The following is a 17,613-nucleotide window of genomic DNA, read 5'->3' as shown; positions in this document are numbered from 1 at the left end:
TTGCTATAAAATAGATAGCTATCAGCGTTTATGAGATGAGCACCAACAGGCAGAAACCATGCAAATTGCCCTGAACCAGTTGACCGCCCAGCTCGGCAAGGGCCTGCGCACGCTTTACACCGTGCATGGCGATGAGGCTCTGCTGGTGCAAGAAGCGGTGGATGCGATCCGCGCTGCTGCCCGCGCGGCAGGGCATAGCGAACGCAGCAGCTTCACCGTGGCGGGCGCGCATTTTGACTGGAGTGCTGTGCTTGCTGCGGGCGGCAGCCTCTCGCTCTTCGCGGACAAGCAGATCATCGAGGTGCGCATCCCCAGCGGCAAGCCGGGCAAGGATGGCAGCACCGCCCTGCAGCAACTGGCCGAAAGCAGCGTAGGCAATGACGGCACGCTCACCATCGTCATCTTGCCCAGACTCGACAAGACCACCAAAACCGGGGCCTGGTTTGCCGCTTTGGAGGCCAATGGCGCCACCATTCAGGTCGACAGCATCGAACGCGCGGCACTGCCGCCCTGGATAGCCCAGCGCCTGCAATTGCAGGGCCAGCATGTCAAAAGTGGTGAAGAAGGCCAGCGCACCCTGGCGTTTTTTGCCGACCGTGTGGAAGGCAATCTGCTTGCTGCGCACCAGGAAATCCAGAAGCTGGGCCTGCTCTATCCACCCGGTGAGCTGGCATTCGAGCAGGTGGAGCAGGCCGTGCTGAACGTGGCGCGGTACGACGTTTTCAAGCTGTCGGACGCCGTGCTGTCTGGCCAGGTACTGCGTACCGAGCGCATGCTGAGCGGTCTGCAGGCAGAGGGCGAGGCCGAGGTGCTGGTGCACTGGGCGTTGGCCGAAGACATTCGCGCGATGAAGCGTGTCAAGGATGCGCTGCGCAATGGCCGCCCCATGCCGATGGCGCTGCGTGAAAACCGCGTCTGGGGCAACAAGGAGCGTCATTTTGAGCGCGTGCTGCCACGTATCAGCGATGCGGCGGTCGCCCGGTTGCTGCATTCGGCCCATGCCGTCGATGGCATCGTCAAGGGCCTGAAGGTGCCCGAATGGCCTCAGGATGGCTGGCAGGCGCTGCACCGTCTGGCGTTGCAGACCTGCAAGGCCTGCGCCCCGGGGCGCTGACGCCAGAAGTCTTGCCTTGTACATGCACCCAAGCCCGCATATGCGGGCTTTTTTCTTGGCGCTGGCAGGTGCAGATGTAAGACAGGCGAAGAAATTGCTCTGCTATGTAAAGTGATAGCACGATCATTCATTCACTCTATCGGTCCATATGTAACATCTTTTTTGACTGTCACGTAAGGATTTCAGAGGGAGTGTTTCACAAATTATTCATCCGGGCATCTAGATGTTTCAAATGTCATGAATTTGACTTGAATCAATTAGTTGCAATCAGTCACCGCGGTGCCATTTTAGGCAGGTACAAATGCGGCCTGAGACAAGATAGTTTGAATGCATATTTGTGAGGTGAGGATGAAATACCCGCAAACCATGGCCATACCGGCCATTTTCCATTTAAGCCTCCAGAGGGGTGCAGCTGCGATTGCAATGGCCTTGACCACTTTTCTGCCTGCGGCACAGGCGCAGAATAACCAGCAAGTGATCATCAGCGGCGGTGCGGTGAATATTTCTGGCCCCGGCGCGCATGCGGTGATGAATATCTCGTCTACCAAGAATATCTCTCATATTCGCGGAAATAACCAGGTAACTGTGGTTAATGGTGCCGTGGTGAATTCCGCAATGTTTGGTGCGTACAGTGAATTGAATATTGCGTCACGCAACGGAGGCTCTGGTTCTGGCAATCAGGTGGTGTCCGTTGGCGGGCCAGTGGTCACCCAGGCCTCTGGAATGGGTGTGCGCAATGTGGTGAACATTGGTGGCCGCTGATAGCTGCAGCTGTCAGCGCCGTTGATGAAGTTCGGTTGCTCCGAAGTGGAGGGACTGATTGCAACAGTGCTCCTATAAGCACTATTTTATTTCAGTAACGAGGAGTTTTTATGAAAAAAGTTATCGCTGTTCTGGTATCTGGTGTCGCTATTGCATTTGCTGCTCAAGCCGAAGTGAAAATCGGTGGCAATAATGACCAGAAGGTGACTGTGAAAAATGGCGCAGTGGCCAATATGGCTATCGGCGCTGGCGCAACTGCCAAGCAAAATCTGGCTTCCAACAAGGGCAATGTCCAAATTGGCGGCAACAACAAGCAAGAAGTTTCGGTAACCAATGGCGCTGTGGCCAATATGGCTATTGGTGCCATGACCAAGGCTGAGCAGAATCTGGCTTCGAACGACGGCAAGTAAATAGCCGATATTGCTTTGATCAAAGAATGGGGTGATTGATTCACCCCAATTCAATTGCAAGGGAGGAGCATATGAAAACAGGTTTTATATGCGCTGCAGTATTGGGCCTGGCATGTGGTCTGGTGCAGGCACAGCAGAAACCACCGGCGGGCCGCAATGGCTTGGATCCTGCATCTCGTAACAAAGTGGTGAACGTCATGGCGCGTGACAACATGGGCGAAAAGGACGCGCGTGCCAACATCGAGCGCGAAATCGTCACCAGTCCATCGGGCAAGAACTGCACCACCAATGTGGGAACGCAGCCCAAGGTGAACGAGGGCATTGCGGGCATCGGCAACCGGTATGGCGGCGGCAACACCGACCAGGTCACAGTGGTGCGCGGCTCCGTCATCAACATTTGCAAGTAGGCATGGCGGTGTTGCTGCCCTGGTCCTGCGTCTGAGGGGTGCCGGCGAGTACAGCGTTCAAGACCGGTACATACATAACGATTTCATAAATCATGCAAATTTCCTACCTCCGCCACGCCTTGCTGTGGCCTTGTGTACTGGCGCTGTCCGCCTGTGCCATTGATCCGGGCCTGTCGGATCGCAAGGACATCATTGAAAAGGGCATCACGGAGCAGACTCCGCTCGTGACGCCCTCCAAGTCGGCATCTGCCATGCGTGAAGGGCTGGCCTGCATGGACCGCATGCTGGCGGCTGAGCAGGTGCCTGCAACCTTGATTGCTGTCAAATCGATTCCGGATCCTTCGGGGCTTTTCAGCACCGGCACCAAGGAAATGCTGATCACGGCCATCTCGCGCATGTCGCGTACCAGCCAGGCTTTCCGCGTGGTTGATTACGAGGTGGATGCCTTGAAGCAGGACACGGTGCAGACCATGACCAGCCTGCTGCTCAACAACGGGCAGATCGAGCTGCGCAAGCCGCAGATCTATATCTCGGGCGCCATCAGCTTTGGCGACAAGACGGTGGTGTCCAAGCGCCGCAGCCTTGGCGTGTCCACGGCAAATACCGATACCGGCTACAGCTGGGACGTGCTCGGATCGGTCGTCGGGCTCGATCTGCACCTGGGCGACATGAATTCGCGCACCTTGTACCCGGGCCTGGATTCCGCCAATGAGCTGGTGGTGGCCACCGGCGGCAAGGGGGTAGAGATTGGCGGGCGTGCGACAGGGCTACCCAGGCACATCTACCGTATGGGCGTGCAGTACGAGGTGGCGGCGGACAACAACCAGGGCGCGGGCGCTGCGGTGCGTCTGCTGGTGGATCTGGCGGCTATCGAACTGGTGGGCAAATGGGCCAAGATTCCGTACTGGCAGTGCATTGATTACGAGCAGAACCACCCCGAGTTCAAGCGCCAGATGCGTACCTGGTTCGAGGAGCAGACGGCAACCGACCGCATCAATCTGGCGCAGCGTGTCCTCAAGGCGCAAGGCGTATGGAGCGGCCCGATTGACGGCAACGATTCCACCGCGCTGCGCAATGCATTGGCCACTTACCAAGCCTCGCTGGACATGACCCCGGTCGGTATCGTGAACTTTGAAACCTACACCGGCCTGCTGCGCAACTACGTGGGCATGTCGGCAGAAGACAAGCTTGCCTCCAGCTACTCGCCGCAAAGCAACGAACTCAAGCTGCGCGAGCATGCGTTGCCGATGAACGAGCCCGCGCACAACGGATTGACTGTGGCGCTGCTCGGCCAGAAGGAGCCCAAGCTGCAGATTGGCAACTCGGTCGTGCTGCGCATTGCGCCAGCGCGCTCGGGCTTCCTGTACTGCTATTACAAGGATGCGGCCAACGTGGTGTCCCAGATATACCCCAATCCGCAACAGCAGGCGGTGGTGGCGCAGGGCAATATGGGGCTGATGGTGCCTGATGTGTCGCAGTCCAATTCGTTCCTGATCGAAACTGCACGGGCGGGAACCGAGCAGGTCTACTGCGCGATGACCGCCAAGCCCCTGACCGGGCGTGTGCCAGCTGCCTTGACCAATGCCAAGCTGGAGCCGCTCGCGGGTGTAACCACCATCGAGGCCGTACAGCAGCAGGTGCAGGCGCAGGAAGGCGTGATCGCCCAATCGACCCTGCAGTGGGAAGTGGAAGGCCCTGTGGTCGTGGCGCCTGCCGCGCCTGAGAATACGCCGCGCCGCGGAAAGCGCTCATGAAAGGGGCCGTACGACATTGGCGGCGCTCGGTGCTCGCCACCAGCCTGGCGCTCTATAGCCTGAGCGGCGTGGCAGCCATCGTGTTGCCCCACAGCGATAGCGGCGGCGACGCGGGTGGCGTTGCAGCGCCTGCAGCGCAGCCCTCGGGTGGCGCAGGGGGCGGCAGTGCCTCCATCCGTGTGCCAGCGCCCAGCCGCTCGGATGCCAGCCTGCAGGTGCTGCGCCGTCAGGCGCAGGAAGGCGATAGCCGGGCGCAGGTGGAGCTGGGTCTGTACTACTACCGCAATGCGGGTCTGCCCCAGGCGGGAGCGCAGGCGCGCCAGTGGTGGGGCATGGCCGCAGCGCAGGGCGATGCCCGCGCCATGGCGGGCCTGGGCTACATGCTGGGTACGGGCAGCGGTGGTGTGCGTGATGTACCTGCCGGGCGGCAGTGGTTGCAGCGGGCATCGGAGGCGGGCTTGTCCAAAGCCAGCTACCTGCTGTCGCTGGTGGAGCGTCGCATGACCGGGCCCAAGGCTGCGCAGCAGGCGCGCCTGCTGCTGGAGCAGGCGGCGCGCGAGGGCGATGCCATGGCTCTGAATGACCTGGCCGTGGAGCGCGAACTCGATGGTCGCATGGCCGAAGCCAAGGAGCTGTACGCGCAGGCCATGGCCAAGGGGAGCCAGACGGCGCAGCAGAACCTGAACCGGCTGGCCAATTACCAGCGCGCCAGTGAATCGGAGCAATTGGCACGCTTGCGTGCGCGCGCTGACGACGGCAGCGCCGATGCCCTGCTGGAGCTGGCCTACCGCTACCACCTGGGGCGTGGCGTGCAGCGCAATTTTGCAACTGCCATCCAGTACTACCGGCGAGCGGCAGATGCCGGGTCGTCCAAGGCGCGAGAGTTTCTGGGCCTGATATTCAGCCGCAGCAACGAAAAGCAGGCGGTGATCGATGAAGCCTGGATGCAGGAGCTCGCCGCCCGTATCAATGCCGTGGCGCTGAAAGTGGAAGAAAAGGCGCCTGCGCAGCTCCCCGACCGGCCGGTGCGGGTGGCAGATCCGCTCGCCGATCTGCTGCGCCAGGCGTTTGTGATGCCTGAGGCGCCAACGGGGCCACAGGCGGAGCAGCCATGGCCTGCCGAGGGAACAACCGATACCAACAGCCCGTCGCCCACTGCGGTGCAGACGGAGCCGACAGAGGGGCCGCAGGCGCCCGTGCGAGCCCCTGGCGCGCCGGCGTCTGATGATGCAAGCAATGCACTGCTGTCGCAGTAGTGAGAGAAAGGAAGAAAACCATGCAACAGACAACATGGGTGCGCGGCGTGGCCGCATGCAGCATCGCCCTGGCAGCCACGCTGGCTGCGGGCGGCGTATGGGCGCAGGGCGCCGTCATCTCGGCTCCTGGCGTGGATGTGCGCGGAGGCGCCAGCGGGGCGTCCGTCATCGTCAACGGCTCGGTGGTCAACGCTGCTTCGGGCAAAGGCGCTGTCGCGGAGACGAATATCCCGGGCCGCAGCACTACGGTACGAGGCTCGGGCTCGGGAGGCGCTGCCGTGGTGGTGGAATCTACCGGTAGCCAGACGGTGACGGTGCAGAGCAAAAGCCAGGGCAGAAAGCCATCGGCTGGCGGGCGTGAGCATGTGAACGCCAACATGGCCAACTCTGACTTGGCCAATGCCAACTTTGCAGGCCATAGCTTCACCAATGTGGATATGTCCAACTCCAACCTGCAAGGCGCCAACTTTCAGGGCGCGGAGCTGGTCAATGTGGATCTGAGCAACTCCAACCTGGCGGGTGCCAACCTGTCAGGAGCATCGCTGGTGAATGTGAGCCTGGATGGCGCGCTCACCACCGGCGCGATCTGGACCAACGGCCGACGCCGCTAAGCCCTTCCTTCATACAAACGGGCCGCATTGCGCGGCCCGTTTGTATGGGAGGAACCGTTTACTGGTCGTCGGTGTCGGACACCTGCTGCGCCTGGTGCTCGGTCAGCTTTTCCTCCAGCACCTTCTCTCCTTCAAAGCCCGCCACAGCAGCCATGGCCTTTTTGAGAAAGCCCGCGTCCGCATCGGCTTTGGACAGTGCTTCTTCAGCCACCACGGCTCCAATCACTTCATTGAGCAAACCCATTTTGCGACCTCCACGCCCCACAAGACGCTGTTGATGAGGCCCTCAAGGTAGCACCGCAGCAATGCGGGTGCGAGCGCATTTGCAGGCCTTTACCTGCATTCATCTTTCTTTAAGTATGCGCGTATTGGTTGCAAATTTTCTGATCGTGCTGCGTACTGTATTAAGTCTGCAATAAGATGGTTTGTGCCCGCAAGCTGCTCAAGCGGTTTCGCCCAGCCGCGCGCCTGCCTTGTCCAGCCAGAGCTTCAGGCTGTCGGTCAGGTCCTTCTGGCTGAACGAGCAGCTTTCTTCGTCAAACAGGGCGCTGGATTCCAGCCGGTCCAGCAATTGCAGCAAAACCTCTTCAAACTTGGGCGGGAGGGCGCCGAGCAGATCGGTATAGGTGCGGGCCTGCTGGCTGAGCGCCGAGGCATCCATGTGGCCGGCGCCAAAGTGATCCAGCGCATCCTGCAGGGCTCCCAACTGGCGTAGTGCGGTCGATTGCATGCGGGTCTCCTGGTGGCTATTTATGGCCTGAGTGTAGAGCGCATTTGGTGCGCCTCAGCATGGGATTTGCCTGGGGCCGTTCATGCAGAATGTGCTCGCCAGCGCTGCAATGCAGCAAATGCGACAATAGCGGCATGAACGCCCTGAACATCGCAGAATACATGCAGACCCTGGGTTTGCAGGCAAAACAAGCCTCTGCGCAGATGGCAAAAGCATCTGCTGCTACCAAAAACAAAGCGCTTCTGGCTTTGGCGCGCCTGCTGCGCGCGCAGACCGAAGCACTGCAGGCGGACAACGCCAAGGATCTGGAGCGCGCCGTTGCCAATGGGCTGTCTGCGCCAATGGTCGATCGCCTGCGCCTGAGTCCCAAGGTGCTGGAGACCTGCGCACAGGGCTGCGAGCAGTTGGCGGCCATGCCCGATGTGATTGGCGAAGTGCTGGGCATGAAGCAGATGCCCAGTGGCATCCGCGTGGGCCAGATGCGCGTGCCCATCGGCGTGTTCGGCATGATCTATGAAAGCCGCCCGAACGTGACGATCGAGGCCGCAAGCCTGTCGATCAAGAGCGGCAATGCCTGCATTCTGCGCGGGGGTTCCGAGGCCATCGAGTCAAACAAGGCGTTGGCTGCCCTGGTAGCGCAGGCGCTGGCAGAAGCGGGCCTGCCCGCCCAGGCGGTGCAACTGGTGCAGACCACAGACCGCGAGGCCGTGGGCCAGTTGATCGCCATGCCTGCCTTTGTGGATGTGATCATTCCGCGCGGCGGCAAGGGCCTGATTGAGCGCATCAGCCGCGACGCCAAGGTGCCCGTCATCAAGCACCTGGACGGCAATTGCCACACCTATGTCGATGATCCCTGCGATCTGGACATGGCGCTGAAAGTGGTGGAGAACGCCAAGACGCAGAAATACAGCCCCTGCAATGCCACCGAAAGCCTGTTGGTGGCGCGGGGCGTGGCTGCCAGCTTTCTACCCCGCATTGGCGCGGTGTTTGCCGCCAAGGATGTGGAAATGCGTTGTGACACCGAGTCACTTGCGCTATTGAAAACGGTGCAAGGCGCGCGCACGGTGCAAGCGCAGGAGCAGGATTGGAGCGAGGAATATCTGGCGCCGATCATCTCCATCAAGGTCGTGGCGGGCGTGGACGAAGCCATCGCCCACATCAACCAATATTCCAGCCACCATACTGAGGCGATCCTGACGCGCGACCACATGCATGCGCAGCAATTCCTGCGCGAAGTCGACTCGGCCAGCGTCATGGTCAATGCCAGCACGCGCTTTGCCGACGGCTTCGAGTTTGGCCTGGGCGCGGAAATCGGCATCAGCACCGACAAGTTCCACGCTCGCGGCCCCGTGGGCATTGAAGGCTTGACTTCGCTCAAGTACATCGTCCTGGGCGAAGGCGAAGTACGGGGCTGATGCTTCGATAGACGGGCCATTGCTGACAATGGTTGGCAATGGCGCACCCCGCAGCGCCCTGGCGTCGCAGTTTGCCGACACAGTCATGGCATGGCGCCACGTTATGATGCGGCCGTTCAGGCGCAGCACTGGCGTTGCGCGCCGCTTTATCACCGGATTGCCCCCTGGAGGAAAGCGCTCTGCCTGGAGCGAACACTGCACGCTGCGTAGAAGCACGGGGCATTTTTTATGAAAATTCTGATCTTGGGCGCGGGCCGCGTCGGCGAAAGCGTTGCGGAGAGCCTGCTGGGCGAAAAGAACGACATCACCGTCATTGACACGGATGGTGTGCGCCTGCGCGATCTGGAAGCCCGCTTTGACCTGCGCGGCGTGGTGGGCAACGGCATCAGTCCGGATGTGCTGGCCGAGGCCGGTGCAGCCGACACCGACATGCTGATTGCCTGCACGTCGCAGGACGAAACCAATCTGGTGGCCTGCAAGGTGGCGCAGGTCGTCTTCAACATTCCCACCCGTATCGTGCGGGTGCGGTCGATGGCGCTCAAGAACCAGCCCGCCTTGCTGGAAGAAGGAGGCTTTGGCGTAACCCATGCCTTCTGTCCCGAAGAGGCCCTGATGGGCTACATCGGCAAGCTGGTGCGCTACCCCGAGGCCTTGCAGGTGCGGGAGTTTGCGCAGGGTTATGCGGCGCTGGCGTCGGTGCGCGCGCGCGGCGGAGCGCCGCTGGTGGGCCTGAGCGTGGCCGATGTGCAGCAGAATCTGCCGCAGGGCGCCGTGCGTGTGGTGGGTATCTACCGCCGCTTTCACCATGAGGCGGATCGCCTCGTCTCCGTGGAAGGCAGCACGCGCATCGAGCCGGGCGATGAGGTGTTCGTGCTGTCTGACAAGGAACACCTGGGCGATGTGCTGGCTGCGTTCAACCGCCAGGTGGGCGAGCTGGAGCAGCCCGTGCGCCGCGTGATGGTGGCTGGCGGCGGACGTGTGGGCATGCGCCTGGCGCGCTCGCTCACCAAGGATTCCAAGCGTTTCCAGGTCAAGATCATCGAAAAGCACGAGAGCCGTTGTGTGTATCTGGCCTCGCGCCTGTCATCGGATGTGCTCGTGCTGCGGGGCGATGCCACCGACGAGAACTTGATGGAGGAGGAAAACGTCGAGGACGTGGACCTGTTCATCGCCATCACCGACGATGACGAAGACAACATCATGTCTTGCCTGCTGGCTAAGAAGCTGGGCGCCACGCGCGTGCTGGCGCTGATCAACCGCCGCACTTATGCCGATCTGATGCACGGCACCCAGATCGACATTGCGCTGTCGCCCGCGCAGGCGACCCTGGGCGAGCTGCTGGCCTATGTGCGCCAGGGCGACGTGCAGGCCGTGCACAGCCTGCGCCGGGGCGTTGCCGAGGCGATCGAGATCGTGGCGCGCGGCGATGCGAAGACCTCGCGCGTGGTGGGCAAGCGCGTGGGCAGCCTGCGCCTGCCGCATGATGTGCACATCGGCATGATTGTGCGGGGCCTGCCCGAGCCCGATGCGCGCAACACCAATGGCAGCGAAGCGCCGGAGCGCGAAGGCCAGGCGGCTGATGCGAAGGAGCCGCCCCAGGTGATCGTGCCCACCAGCGGCACCATCATCCAGAGCAATGACCACGTGATCCTGTTCCTGCCCAACAAGCGCCTGGTGCATGAGGTGGAATCGCTCTTCCGGGTCGGAGTCACCTTCTTTTAGGCGCCGCGATGACCGATCTGCGACCTGTTCTGCGCATCCTGGGTGTGCTGCTGCTCATGTTTGGCTGCACCATGGCCGTGCCGGCTGCTGCGTCGCTCGCCTTCGACGATGGCATCTTCAGCGTCTACCCCCGCGCCATGGGGCTTGCCTGGATCTGCGGCCTGCTCTTGTGGTGGAGCGCGCGCCACGAGCAGCGTGAACTGCAGGCCCGCCACGGCATCATCCTGGTTGCTTTTGTCTGGACTGCATTTCCGCTTTTTGCCGCCTTGCCCCTGTACCTGGGCTATGGGCAGATCGGCCGGGCGCTGAGCTGGCAGCATGCCTATTTCGAGGCGGTGTCGGGGCTCACCACCACGGGTGCCACCGTGCTCAACCATGTGGACACCCTGCCGGTTTCCCTGAACATCTGGCGCACCTTTCTGCAGTGGATGGGCGGCATGGGGATTCTGATTCTGGCGGTGGCTATTCTGCCCATGCTGGGCATGGGGGGCAGCCAGCTGTTTCGGGCAGAGGCGGCGGGCCCCGTCAAGGACACCAAGCTGACGCCCCGCATGGCCGAGACCGCCAAGGGGCTGTGGACCGTCTACGGCGTTTTTTCTCTCGCCTGCGCGCTCGCCTACTGGCTGGCCGGCATGACGCCGCTGGACGCCATCATGCTGATGTTCACCACGGTCAGCCTGGGCGGGCTCACGCCGCATGACGCCAGCTTTGCCTATTTCAACTCGCCGCTGATCGAAGGCATCTGCATCTTCTTCATGCTGCTGGCGAGCTGCAATTTCGCGCTTTACTTCGTCGCGCTGCGCAAACGCCGCATGTCGGTGCTCTACAAGGAGCCGGAAGTGTGTGCCACCCTGGGAACCTTGGTGGGCGCTGGCTTGGTGATTGGCGTGATTTTGTGGGTCAAAGGCGTCTATGGGCCTGCTGAGGCGGTGCGCCATGCGGTGTTCAACACGGTCTCGGTGGCCACCACCACGGGGTATGCGACGGTGGATTTCGGCCTGTGGCCCCCTTTTGCACCCGTTCTGATGCTGCTGCTGTCGGGTGTGGCGACGAGCGCAGGCTCGACCGGCGGCGGCATCAAGATGATCCGCATGCTGCTACTGCTCAAGCAGACGCGGCGCGAGATGCGGCGTCTGGTGCACCCCAATGCGGTGCAGCCCGTCACCATTGGCGGTAATGCCATCGACGAGCGCGTGATTTTCTCGGTGCTGGCCTTCATGCTGGTGTACTGCGCCACGATTGCCGTGCTCACCATGGCCTTGCTGCTGACAGACATGGATTTCATGAATGCGCTGGGCGCCGTGCTGGCAAGCGTCAACTGCGCAGGCGTCGGCTGGGGCGACCTGGGCCCCAGTAACAATTTTGCGGGTCTGACCAGCTTCCAGCTCAGCGTGACGACGCTGGGCATGCTGATGGGGCGCCTGGAAATTTTGAGCTTCCTTGCCCTGCTGACGCCAGCTTTCTGGCGCAGGTGAGCATTTGCTTATGCCCGTGCCGTTACAAGAGAGGGTGACTTTGGGCGTCAACTCTCTACAATTGACACGCAATTGTTTTTTGCTCGTTCTTTTTGAGCCCTCAAACAACCTTCATCTATGGTCCCGAATCTCATAACAGCCCTAACGGGGCCCATCAACGAACTGGAACAACGGATGCTCGACGCCATGCCCGCGATCGAGCGCTGGTTCCGCCTGGAGTGGATGGAACACACCCCGCCCCTGTACTCGTCGGTGGACATTCGCAACGCAGGCTTCAAGGTGGCCCCGGTGGACACCAACCTGTTTCCCGGTGGTTGGAACAATCTGACGCCGGAAATGATTCCGCTGGCCGTGCAGTCTGCGATGGCTGCTATCGAAAAGATATGCCCTGAGGCGCGCAACCTGCTGATCATTCCCGAAAACCAGACGCGCAATCCGCAGTACCTGGCCAACCTGGCGCAACTGCAGAACATCTTCTCGATGGCTGGGCTCAATGTGCGCATCGGCTCAATCGATCCGGACATCAAGGAAACCGTCAAGCTGAAGGTAGGCAACCAGGAGCTGGTGGTGGAGCCCGCATTGCGCCATGGCCGCCGCCTGGGGCTCAAGTACTTTGACCCCTGCACGATCTTGCTGAACAACGACCTCTCCAAGGGAGCCCCCGGGATTCTGGAAGAGGTATACGAGCAGTTTGTTCTGCCGCCCCTGCATGCCGGCTGGAGCGTGCGCCGCAAGAGCCGCCATTTCCAGAGCTACGAGGAAGTGGCCAAGCGCTTTGGCAAGCTGATGGGCATCGATCCCTGGCTGATCAACCCGCTGTTTACCAGCCGCCAGGGGGTGGACTTCAACGACAGTGGCGAGCATGCGCTCGATGAGCTGCGTGAAGATGTCGACGCCATGTTGACCAAGGTGCGCCGCAAGTACAAGGAATATGGCATCAAGGAGACGCCGTTCGTCGTCGTCAAGGCAGACAACGGCACCTATGGCATGGGCGTGATGACCGTGCACGATGCCAAGGAGCTGGGGCAGCTGCCTGCCAAGACCAAGAACCAGATGTCCCTCGTCAAGGACGGCCAACTGGTGCACGACATGATCATTCAGGAAGGCGTGCAGACTGTCGAGCGGATGGATGGCGAAGCGGCCGAGCCCGTGGTCTACATGATCGACCGCTATGTGGTGGGCGGCTACTACCGCGCGCATTCTGACCGGGGCGCAGAAGAGAACCTGAATGTGCCTGGCGCCCATTTCATTCCGCTTGCGTTTGAGCACGGCATCTCGCCCGGTGACTCGGTGGGCGCCAGTGCTCCCAATCGTTTCTATATGTACGGCGTGGTGGCGCGCCTTGCCATGTTGGCGGCAAGCTACGAACTGGAAGCCACCGACCCGGACGCCGAGATCTACGACTGAGCGATCTCTTCGCCGGAAATCCCTGTGGTGACTTGAAAACAACTCCAAGCCCGATGGTTCGCACCATTCGGGCTTGCCCTGATGCGCCGCAGCACTGCGGGCACAGCAACAAGCGCACAATGCAAACCAAATCATTACACGCATGCCCTGCGCGGCATGGCACAAAGGCTTGACGTGCAAAACAGCAAGAAATCATCGCTCTCTGCCCTGACGCTGGGAGCGGTCGGCGTGGTCTATGGCGATATCGGCACCAGCGTGCTGTATTCGCTCAAAGAGGTATTTGGCTCCGGCCATGTACCGTTCACCCACGACAACGTCTATGGCGTGCTCTCCATCCTGTTCTGGACCTTGACGCTCATCGTCTCGCTCAAGTACGTGGTGCTGGTGCTGCGGGCAGACAACAACGGCGAAGGCGGCCTGATCGCCATGCTGGCGCTGGCCTCGCAGGCGGTCAAGGACAAGCCGCGCCTGCGCTCCGTGCTGATGCTGATCGGCATCTTTGGCACCTGTCTGTTTTACGGCGACGGGGTGATCACACCCTCTATCTCGGTGCTTTCAGCGGTCGAAGGCCTCGAAGTCGTCTCGCCCGCGTTCAAATCCTGGGTGATTCCGCTCACCCTGGTGGTGCTGCTGGCGCTTTTCATGGTGCAAAAGCGGGGAACGGCAGGTATTGGCAAATTCTTCGGGCCGATCATGGTGGTCTGGTTCCTCAGCATTGCCGCACTGGGCCTGTGGAACATCGTGGACCATCCACAGGTGCTGTGGGCGCTCAGCCCACATTACGCACTGCGCTTCATCATCGCCAACCCAGGCATCAGTTTCATCATTCTGGGCGCGGTGGTATTGTGTGTGACGGGCGCCGAGGCTCTCTATGCCGACATGGGCCACTTCGGCAAAAAGCCGATTCGCCTGGCCTGGTTCGGCATTGCCATGCCATCGCTGGTGCTCAATTACTTTGGCCAGGGCGCCCTGGTGCTGGAAAACGCCGATGCGGTGAAGAACCCGTTTTTCATGCTGGCGCCGCAATGGGCGCTGCTGCCAGTCGTGGTACTGGCCACCATGGCCACGGTGATTGCGTCGCAGGCGCTGATCACAGGCGCTTTCAGCGTTACCAAGCAGGTGATCCAGCTGGGCTACCTGCCGCGCATACAGATCCAGCACACCAGCGTGCGCGATACCGGACAGATCTACATCCCCTTCGTCAACTGGGGCCTGTTCTGGGCCATTGTGCTGGCGGTGCTGCTGTTCAAATCCAGCAGCAACATGGCCGCGGCCTACGGCATTGCAGTCACCCTGGACATGACGATCACCACGGTGCTCACCTTCTTCGTGCTCCGCTTTGGCTGGAAATATCCCCTGTGGGTGGCGTTGGCCCCCACGCTGTTTTTCTTCTGCATCGACTTCACCTTCTTCGCCTCCAACCTGCTCAAGCTGTTTGACGGCGGCTGGTTCCCGTTGGTGATCGGCCTGTCGATGTTCACCATGATGATGACCTGGAAGCGCGGGCGCGAGCTGGTCTACCAATCGCTGCATGCCAATGGCATCGAGCTCAAAGGCTTTTTGCAGATGGTGCTGCAGGCACCGCCTACGCGCGTGGCGGGCACGGCCGTCTTTCTCACCTCCGACCCGAACGTGGTGCCCACCGCGCTGCTGCACAACCTCAAGCATAACAAGGTCTTGCACGAGCAGAACATCTTCGTCACCATCGTCTATCACGAGGTGCCCTGGATTGGCATGGACAAGCGCACTGCGATTGAGCCCCTGGGCAGCGATTGCTGGCAGGTGCAGCTGAACTACGGGTTCAAAAACGACGTGGACGTACCCCTTGCGCTGCAGCAGCTGCGCCTGCGCGGCTGCGACACTGAAGCGATGAGCACGAGCTACTTCCTCTCGCGCGACGTGTTCGTGCCCACCGACAAAGCCAGCGCCGGCATGGCGCCGTGGCGACAGAAACTGTTTGCGCAAATGCACCACAATGCAGCGGGCGCGGCAGAGTTTCTGCTGCTGCCCAGCAACAGCCTGGTGGAGCTGGGCTCCAAACTGGAAATCTAAGTCTTTCTGGCTATCGGTGTATCACAGATAAGCGCCGATAGCTATTTATTTGATAGCTGCTACTGGTGGGTGCCTCGCGCGCGTTCACGTTCACATTCCGCCAGCCAGCCCCATGCACTATGCGGTTTTTCAAGGATCTGAGCGTATCGGCGCTCGTGGCAGGCTTTGTGACAGTGCTGGTGGGCCTCACCAGCTCCATTGCCGTGGTCTTTCAGGCAGCGCAAAGCTTTGGTGCCACGCCTGCGCAGCTATCGTCCTGGGTGTGGGCGCTGGGCATCGGAGTGGGCCTGTGCTGCTGGCTGCCCAGCATGTGGTGGCGAAAACCGGTGGTGGTGGCGTGGTCCACGCCGGGTGCCGCCGTGCTGGCAACGGCAGGCGCCATGGGCGCGTTCACCATGAACGAAGCCATCGGTGCCTTTGTGCTGAGTGCTGCGCTCATCACCCTGGTAGGCTTCACCGGGTGGTTCGAGCGCCTGATGAACCGCATCCCCATTGCCATCGCATCGGCATTGCTCGCTGGCGTGCTCACCCGCTTCGGGTTAGATGCCTTTGCTGCGGCGCAGACCAATACCTGGCTGGTGGTTGCCATGCTGGTCACCTATCTGCTGGGGCGCCGATGGGTGCCGCGCTATGCCGTCATGCTGACGCTGGCGGTCGGTGTTGTGGTGGCGCTCGTGCAAGGCAAGATCCAGTGGGCAGCCGTGCAGCCCGGGCTGACCTTTCCCGTCTTCACCATGCCTGCCTTCAGCCTGCAAGCGGCCATCAGCCTGGCCCTGCCGCTATTTGTCGTCACCATGGCATCGCAGAACTTGCCGGGCGTGGCCGTCATCAGGGGCACAGGCTACGACTTGCCCATCTCCAAATTGATCTCCATCACCGGCTTGGCAACTCTGGTGTTGGCGCCTTTTGGCGGCTATGCCATCAACCTGGCGGCCATCACCGCTGCCATCTGCATGGGGCCTGAAGCGCACCCCGACAAAGCCCGCAGGTATGCGGCTGCCGTGGTCTGCGGCATCATCTACGTGTTGATTGGATGCTTTGGCGTGGTGATTGCGGGCCTGCTTACCGCCTTCCCGCACGAGCTGGTGGTTGCGATCGCTGGCATTGCGCTCCTGGGCACCATTGGCAATGGTCTGTTCATGGCGGTGCAGAGCGAGCAGTACCGGGAAGCCGCGCTGATCACCTTTCTGGTCACTGTGAGCGGCGTGACAATAGCCGGAGTCGGATCAGCCTTTTGGGGCGTGGTGGCAGGCAGCCTTGCGCTTTTTGTGCAACATTACGGCAAGCGATGATCGCAGAATGGCTGCGCTTCATTGATTGTTTTGCCAGCTTGCGCTCACTTGATGGGCGCAAGCAGCTATTGAAAGAATAGTGGCTGTTGTGAGGCAGCCCGTCACACCATGCATATCCTCTTTGTTGCCGATCCGCTCGAAACCTTCAAAATCTACAAGGACAGCACCTTTGCCATGATGCGCAGTGCCCAGGCAAAGGGCCACCGCATCAGCGCCTGCGAGCCCCAGGACATGCACTGGATCAGCGGAGAAAAAGTCACCGCCCGCGTGCGCGACATCCTGCTGACGGGCAACGAATCTGCCTGGTTTGACGAAACCCAGAGCCGCCGTGCCGAGCTGGCCAGCTTTGACGCCATCGTCATGCGCAAGGACCCGCCGTTTGACAGCGAATACTTCTACTCCACCCACTTGCTGGAGCAGGCCGAGCGCGAAGGCGCCAAGGTCTACAACAAGCCTGCCTCGCTGCGCGACCACCCCGAAAAGCTGGCCGTCATGGAATTCGCCCAGTACACACCGCCGACTCTGGTGACACGCAGTGCGCAGGACATCCGTGACTTTCACGCCAAGCACCAGGACATCATCCTCAAGCCCCTCGACGGCATGGGCGGCATGGGAATCTTCCGCGTGGGCCCCGATGGCATGAACCTGGGCAGCATCATCGAAACCCTGAACCTGGGGGGCGCGCAAAGCGTCATGGTGCAGAAATACCTGCCGGAAATCGTCAAGGGCGACAAGCGCGTACTCATCATTGGCGGCCAGCCCGTGCCATATTGCCTGGCGCGCATTCCACAAGGCAATGAAGTGCGGGGCAACCTGGCTGCGGGTGGCAAAGGCGTAGCCCAGCCCCTGGAGGCCGAAGACCGCGCCATTGCCGAACAGGTCGGCGCCAAGCTGGCGCCGCGCGGATTGCTGTTGATCGGACTTGATGTCATTGGGCACAGCATCACTGAAATCAATGTCACCAGTCCCACCTGCTTCCAGGAAATCGAGCAGCAGGCCGGCTTCAAGGTGGCTGATATGTTCGTGGAGGCGCTTGAAAAGGCCGTTGCGGGCGCTGCCTGACAAATTTATGAAGATGAAGTGACAAATTGTCAAAAACCCTGGGAAAACTCCTATACAATACGATCCATCGACAGCACAACGCCTTGCGAAGCTGCCAGACTCGAAAGAGCGCGGTTCGCAAGGTTTGTTTTTTGGTGTTGGCGA

General features: G+C 61.0%; 16 protein-coding genes. 14 read left to right on the top strand and 2 right to left on the bottom strand.

The window, feature by feature from the left end; translation table 11 throughout:
* Positions 1-58: 58 nt before the first annotated feature.
* The 7 genes from holA (at position 59) to HNP33_RS18765 (ending at position 6,314) form a co-directional block, all read left to right on the top strand.
* Positions 59-1,114: a DNA polymerase III subunit delta gene (holA, locus tag HNP33_RS18795; RefSeq protein ID WP_184711314.1), complete on the top strand. Its 1,056-nt coding sequence runs from the start codon at positions 59-61 to the stop codon at positions 1,112-1,114.
* A gap of 348 nt (positions 1,115-1,462) precedes the next feature.
* On the top strand, positions 1,463-1,876 hold the full coding sequence (locus HNP33_RS18790; protein ID WP_221452137.1) for a hypothetical protein: 414 nt from the start codon (positions 1,463-1,465) through the stop codon (positions 1,874-1,876).
* A gap of 110 nt (positions 1,877-1,986) precedes the next feature.
* Positions 1,987-2,286, top strand: a complete 300-nt coding sequence (locus HNP33_RS18785) for a hypothetical protein (protein ID WP_184711316.1) — start codon at positions 1,987-1,989, stop codon at positions 2,284-2,286.
* A gap of 71 nt (positions 2,287-2,357) precedes the next feature.
* The gene (locus HNP33_RS18780) at positions 2,358-2,693 is read left to right on the top strand and encodes a hypothetical protein (protein ID WP_184711318.1); all 336 of its coding nucleotides are present in this window, start codon (positions 2,358-2,360) and stop codon (positions 2,691-2,693) included.
* A 92-nt stretch (positions 2,694-2,785) separates the two neighbouring features.
* The gene (locus HNP33_RS18775) at positions 2,786-4,447 is read left to right on the top strand and encodes a DUF4384 domain-containing protein (protein ID WP_184711320.1); all 1,662 of its coding nucleotides are present in this window, start codon (positions 2,786-2,788) and stop codon (positions 4,445-4,447) included.
* Positions 4,444-5,703, top strand: a complete 1,260-nt coding sequence (locus tag HNP33_RS18770) for a tetratricopeptide repeat protein (RefSeq protein ID WP_184711322.1) — start codon at positions 4,444-4,446, stop codon at positions 5,701-5,703. The genes HNP33_RS18775 and HNP33_RS18770 overlap by 4 nt, the downstream gene beginning before the upstream one ends.
* A gap of 20 nt (positions 5,704-5,723) precedes the next feature.
* Entirely contained in the window at positions 5,724-6,314 is a 591-nt protein-coding gene (locus HNP33_RS18765; protein ID WP_184711324.1) for a pentapeptide repeat-containing protein, read from the top strand.
* Between the two features lie 58 nt (positions 6,315-6,372).
* On the opposite strand, the gene HNP33_RS18760 is transcribed toward HNP33_RS18765, so the two are convergent.
* Positions 6,373-6,558 carry a hypothetical protein gene (locus HNP33_RS18760; RefSeq protein ID WP_184711326.1) on the bottom strand — a complete coding sequence of 62 codons (186 nt, stop codon included), beginning with the start codon at positions 6,556-6,558 and terminating at the stop codon, positions 6,373-6,375.
* A 198-nt stretch (positions 6,559-6,756) separates the two neighbouring features.
* Positions 6,757-7,044: a hypothetical protein gene (locus HNP33_RS18755; RefSeq protein ID WP_184711328.1), complete on the bottom strand. Its 288-nt coding sequence runs from the start codon at positions 7,042-7,044 to the stop codon at positions 6,757-6,759.
* A gap of 134 nt (positions 7,045-7,178) precedes the next feature.
* Here HNP33_RS18755 and HNP33_RS18750 point away from each other — a divergent pair, with 134 nt between their 5' ends.
* From HNP33_RS18750 to gshB, 7 genes are all read left to right on the top strand, one after another.
* The gene (locus HNP33_RS18750) at positions 7,179-8,459 is read left to right on the top strand and encodes a glutamate-5-semialdehyde dehydrogenase (RefSeq protein ID WP_184711330.1); all 1,281 of its coding nucleotides are present in this window, start codon (positions 7,179-7,181) and stop codon (positions 8,457-8,459) included.
* A gap of 228 nt (positions 8,460-8,687) precedes the next feature.
* Positions 8,688-10,181: a Trk system potassium transporter TrkA gene (gene trkA / locus HNP33_RS18745; protein WP_184711332.1), complete on the top strand. Its 1,494-nt coding sequence runs from the start codon at positions 8,688-8,690 to the stop codon at positions 10,179-10,181.
* Positions 10,182-10,189: 8 nt separating this feature from the next.
* Entirely contained in the window at positions 10,190-11,656 is a 1,467-nt protein-coding gene (locus HNP33_RS18740; protein ID WP_184711334.1) for a TrkH family potassium uptake protein, read from the top strand.
* 117 nt (positions 11,657-11,773) lie between these two features.
* Positions 11,774-13,063: a glutamate--cysteine ligase gene (gene gshA, locus HNP33_RS18735; protein ID WP_184711336.1), complete on the top strand. Its 1,290-nt coding sequence runs from the start codon at positions 11,774-11,776 to the stop codon at positions 13,061-13,063.
* Positions 13,064-13,237: 174 nt separating this feature from the next.
* Positions 13,238-15,115 (top strand): potassium transporter Kup, encoded by a 1,878-nt coding sequence (locus HNP33_RS18730; protein ID WP_418903861.1) that lies wholly within the window; start codon positions 13,238-13,240, stop codon positions 15,113-15,115.
* A 119-nt stretch (positions 15,116-15,234) separates the two neighbouring features.
* Positions 15,235-16,407, top strand: coding sequence for a benzoate/H(+) symporter BenE family transporter (locus tag HNP33_RS18725; protein WP_184711339.1), 1,173 nt, complete (start codon positions 15,235-15,237; stop codon positions 16,405-16,407).
* Positions 16,408-16,515: 108 nt separating this feature from the next.
* Entirely contained in the window at positions 16,516-17,469 is a 954-nt protein-coding gene (gene gshB / locus HNP33_RS18720; protein WP_184711341.1) for a glutathione synthase, read from the top strand.
* Positions 17,470-17,613 lie beyond the last annotated feature (144 nt).

The sequence above is a fragment of the Comamonas odontotermitis genome, from assembly GCF_014207855.1.
Lineage (GTDB): Bacteria > Pseudomonadota > Gammaproteobacteria > Burkholderiales > Burkholderiaceae_C > Comamonas > Comamonas odontotermitis_A.
The sequence above is the reverse complement of the archived record's forward strand: the minus strand, read 5'-3'. Positions and strand labels throughout refer to the sequence as shown.

Bases quoted from the DNA above. Each gene is read 5' to 3' on its own strand.
- holA (WP_184711314.1), top strand. From the start codon at position 59: ATGCAAATTGCCCTGAACCAGTTGACCGCCCAGCTCGGCAAGGGCCTG.
- HNP33_RS18790 (WP_221452137.1), top strand. From the start codon at position 1,463: ATGAAATACCCGCAAACCATGGCCATACCGGCCATTTTCCATTTAAGC.
- HNP33_RS18785 (WP_184711316.1), top strand. From the start codon at position 1,987: ATGAAAAAAGTTATCGCTGTTCTGGTATCTGGTGTCGCTATTGCATTT.
- HNP33_RS18780 (WP_184711318.1), top strand. From the start codon at position 2,358: ATGAAAACAGGTTTTATATGCGCTGCAGTATTGGGCCTGGCATGTGGT.
- HNP33_RS18775 (WP_184711320.1), top strand. From the start codon at position 2,786: ATGCAAATTTCCTACCTCCGCCACGCCTTGCTGTGGCCTTGTGTACTG.
- HNP33_RS18770 (WP_184711322.1), top strand. From the start codon at position 4,444: ATGAAAGGGGCCGTACGACATTGGCGGCGCTCGGTGCTCGCCACCAGC.
- HNP33_RS18765 (WP_184711324.1), top strand. From the start codon at position 5,724: ATGCAACAGACAACATGGGTGCGCGGCGTGGCCGCATGCAGCATCGCC.
- HNP33_RS18760 (WP_184711326.1), bottom strand. From the start codon at position 6,558: ATGGGTTTGCTCAATGAAGTGATTGGAGCCGTGGTGGCTGAAGAAGCA.
- HNP33_RS18755 (WP_184711328.1), bottom strand. From the start codon at position 7,044: ATGCAATCGACCGCACTACGCCAGTTGGGAGCCCTGCAGGATGCGCTG.
- HNP33_RS18750 (WP_184711330.1), top strand. From the start codon at position 7,179: ATGAACGCCCTGAACATCGCAGAATACATGCAGACCCTGGGTTTGCAG.
- trkA (WP_184711332.1), top strand. From the start codon at position 8,688: ATGAAAATTCTGATCTTGGGCGCGGGCCGCGTCGGCGAAAGCGTTGCG.
- HNP33_RS18740 (WP_184711334.1), top strand. From the start codon at position 10,190: ATGACCGATCTGCGACCTGTTCTGCGCATCCTGGGTGTGCTGCTGCTC.
- gshA (WP_184711336.1), top strand. From the start codon at position 11,774: ATGGTCCCGAATCTCATAACAGCCCTAACGGGGCCCATCAACGAACTG.
- HNP33_RS18725 (WP_184711339.1), top strand. From the start codon at position 15,235: ATGCGGTTTTTCAAGGATCTGAGCGTATCGGCGCTCGTGGCAGGCTTT.
- gshB (WP_184711341.1), top strand. From the start codon at position 16,516: ATGCATATCCTCTTTGTTGCCGATCCGCTCGAAACCTTCAAAATCTAC.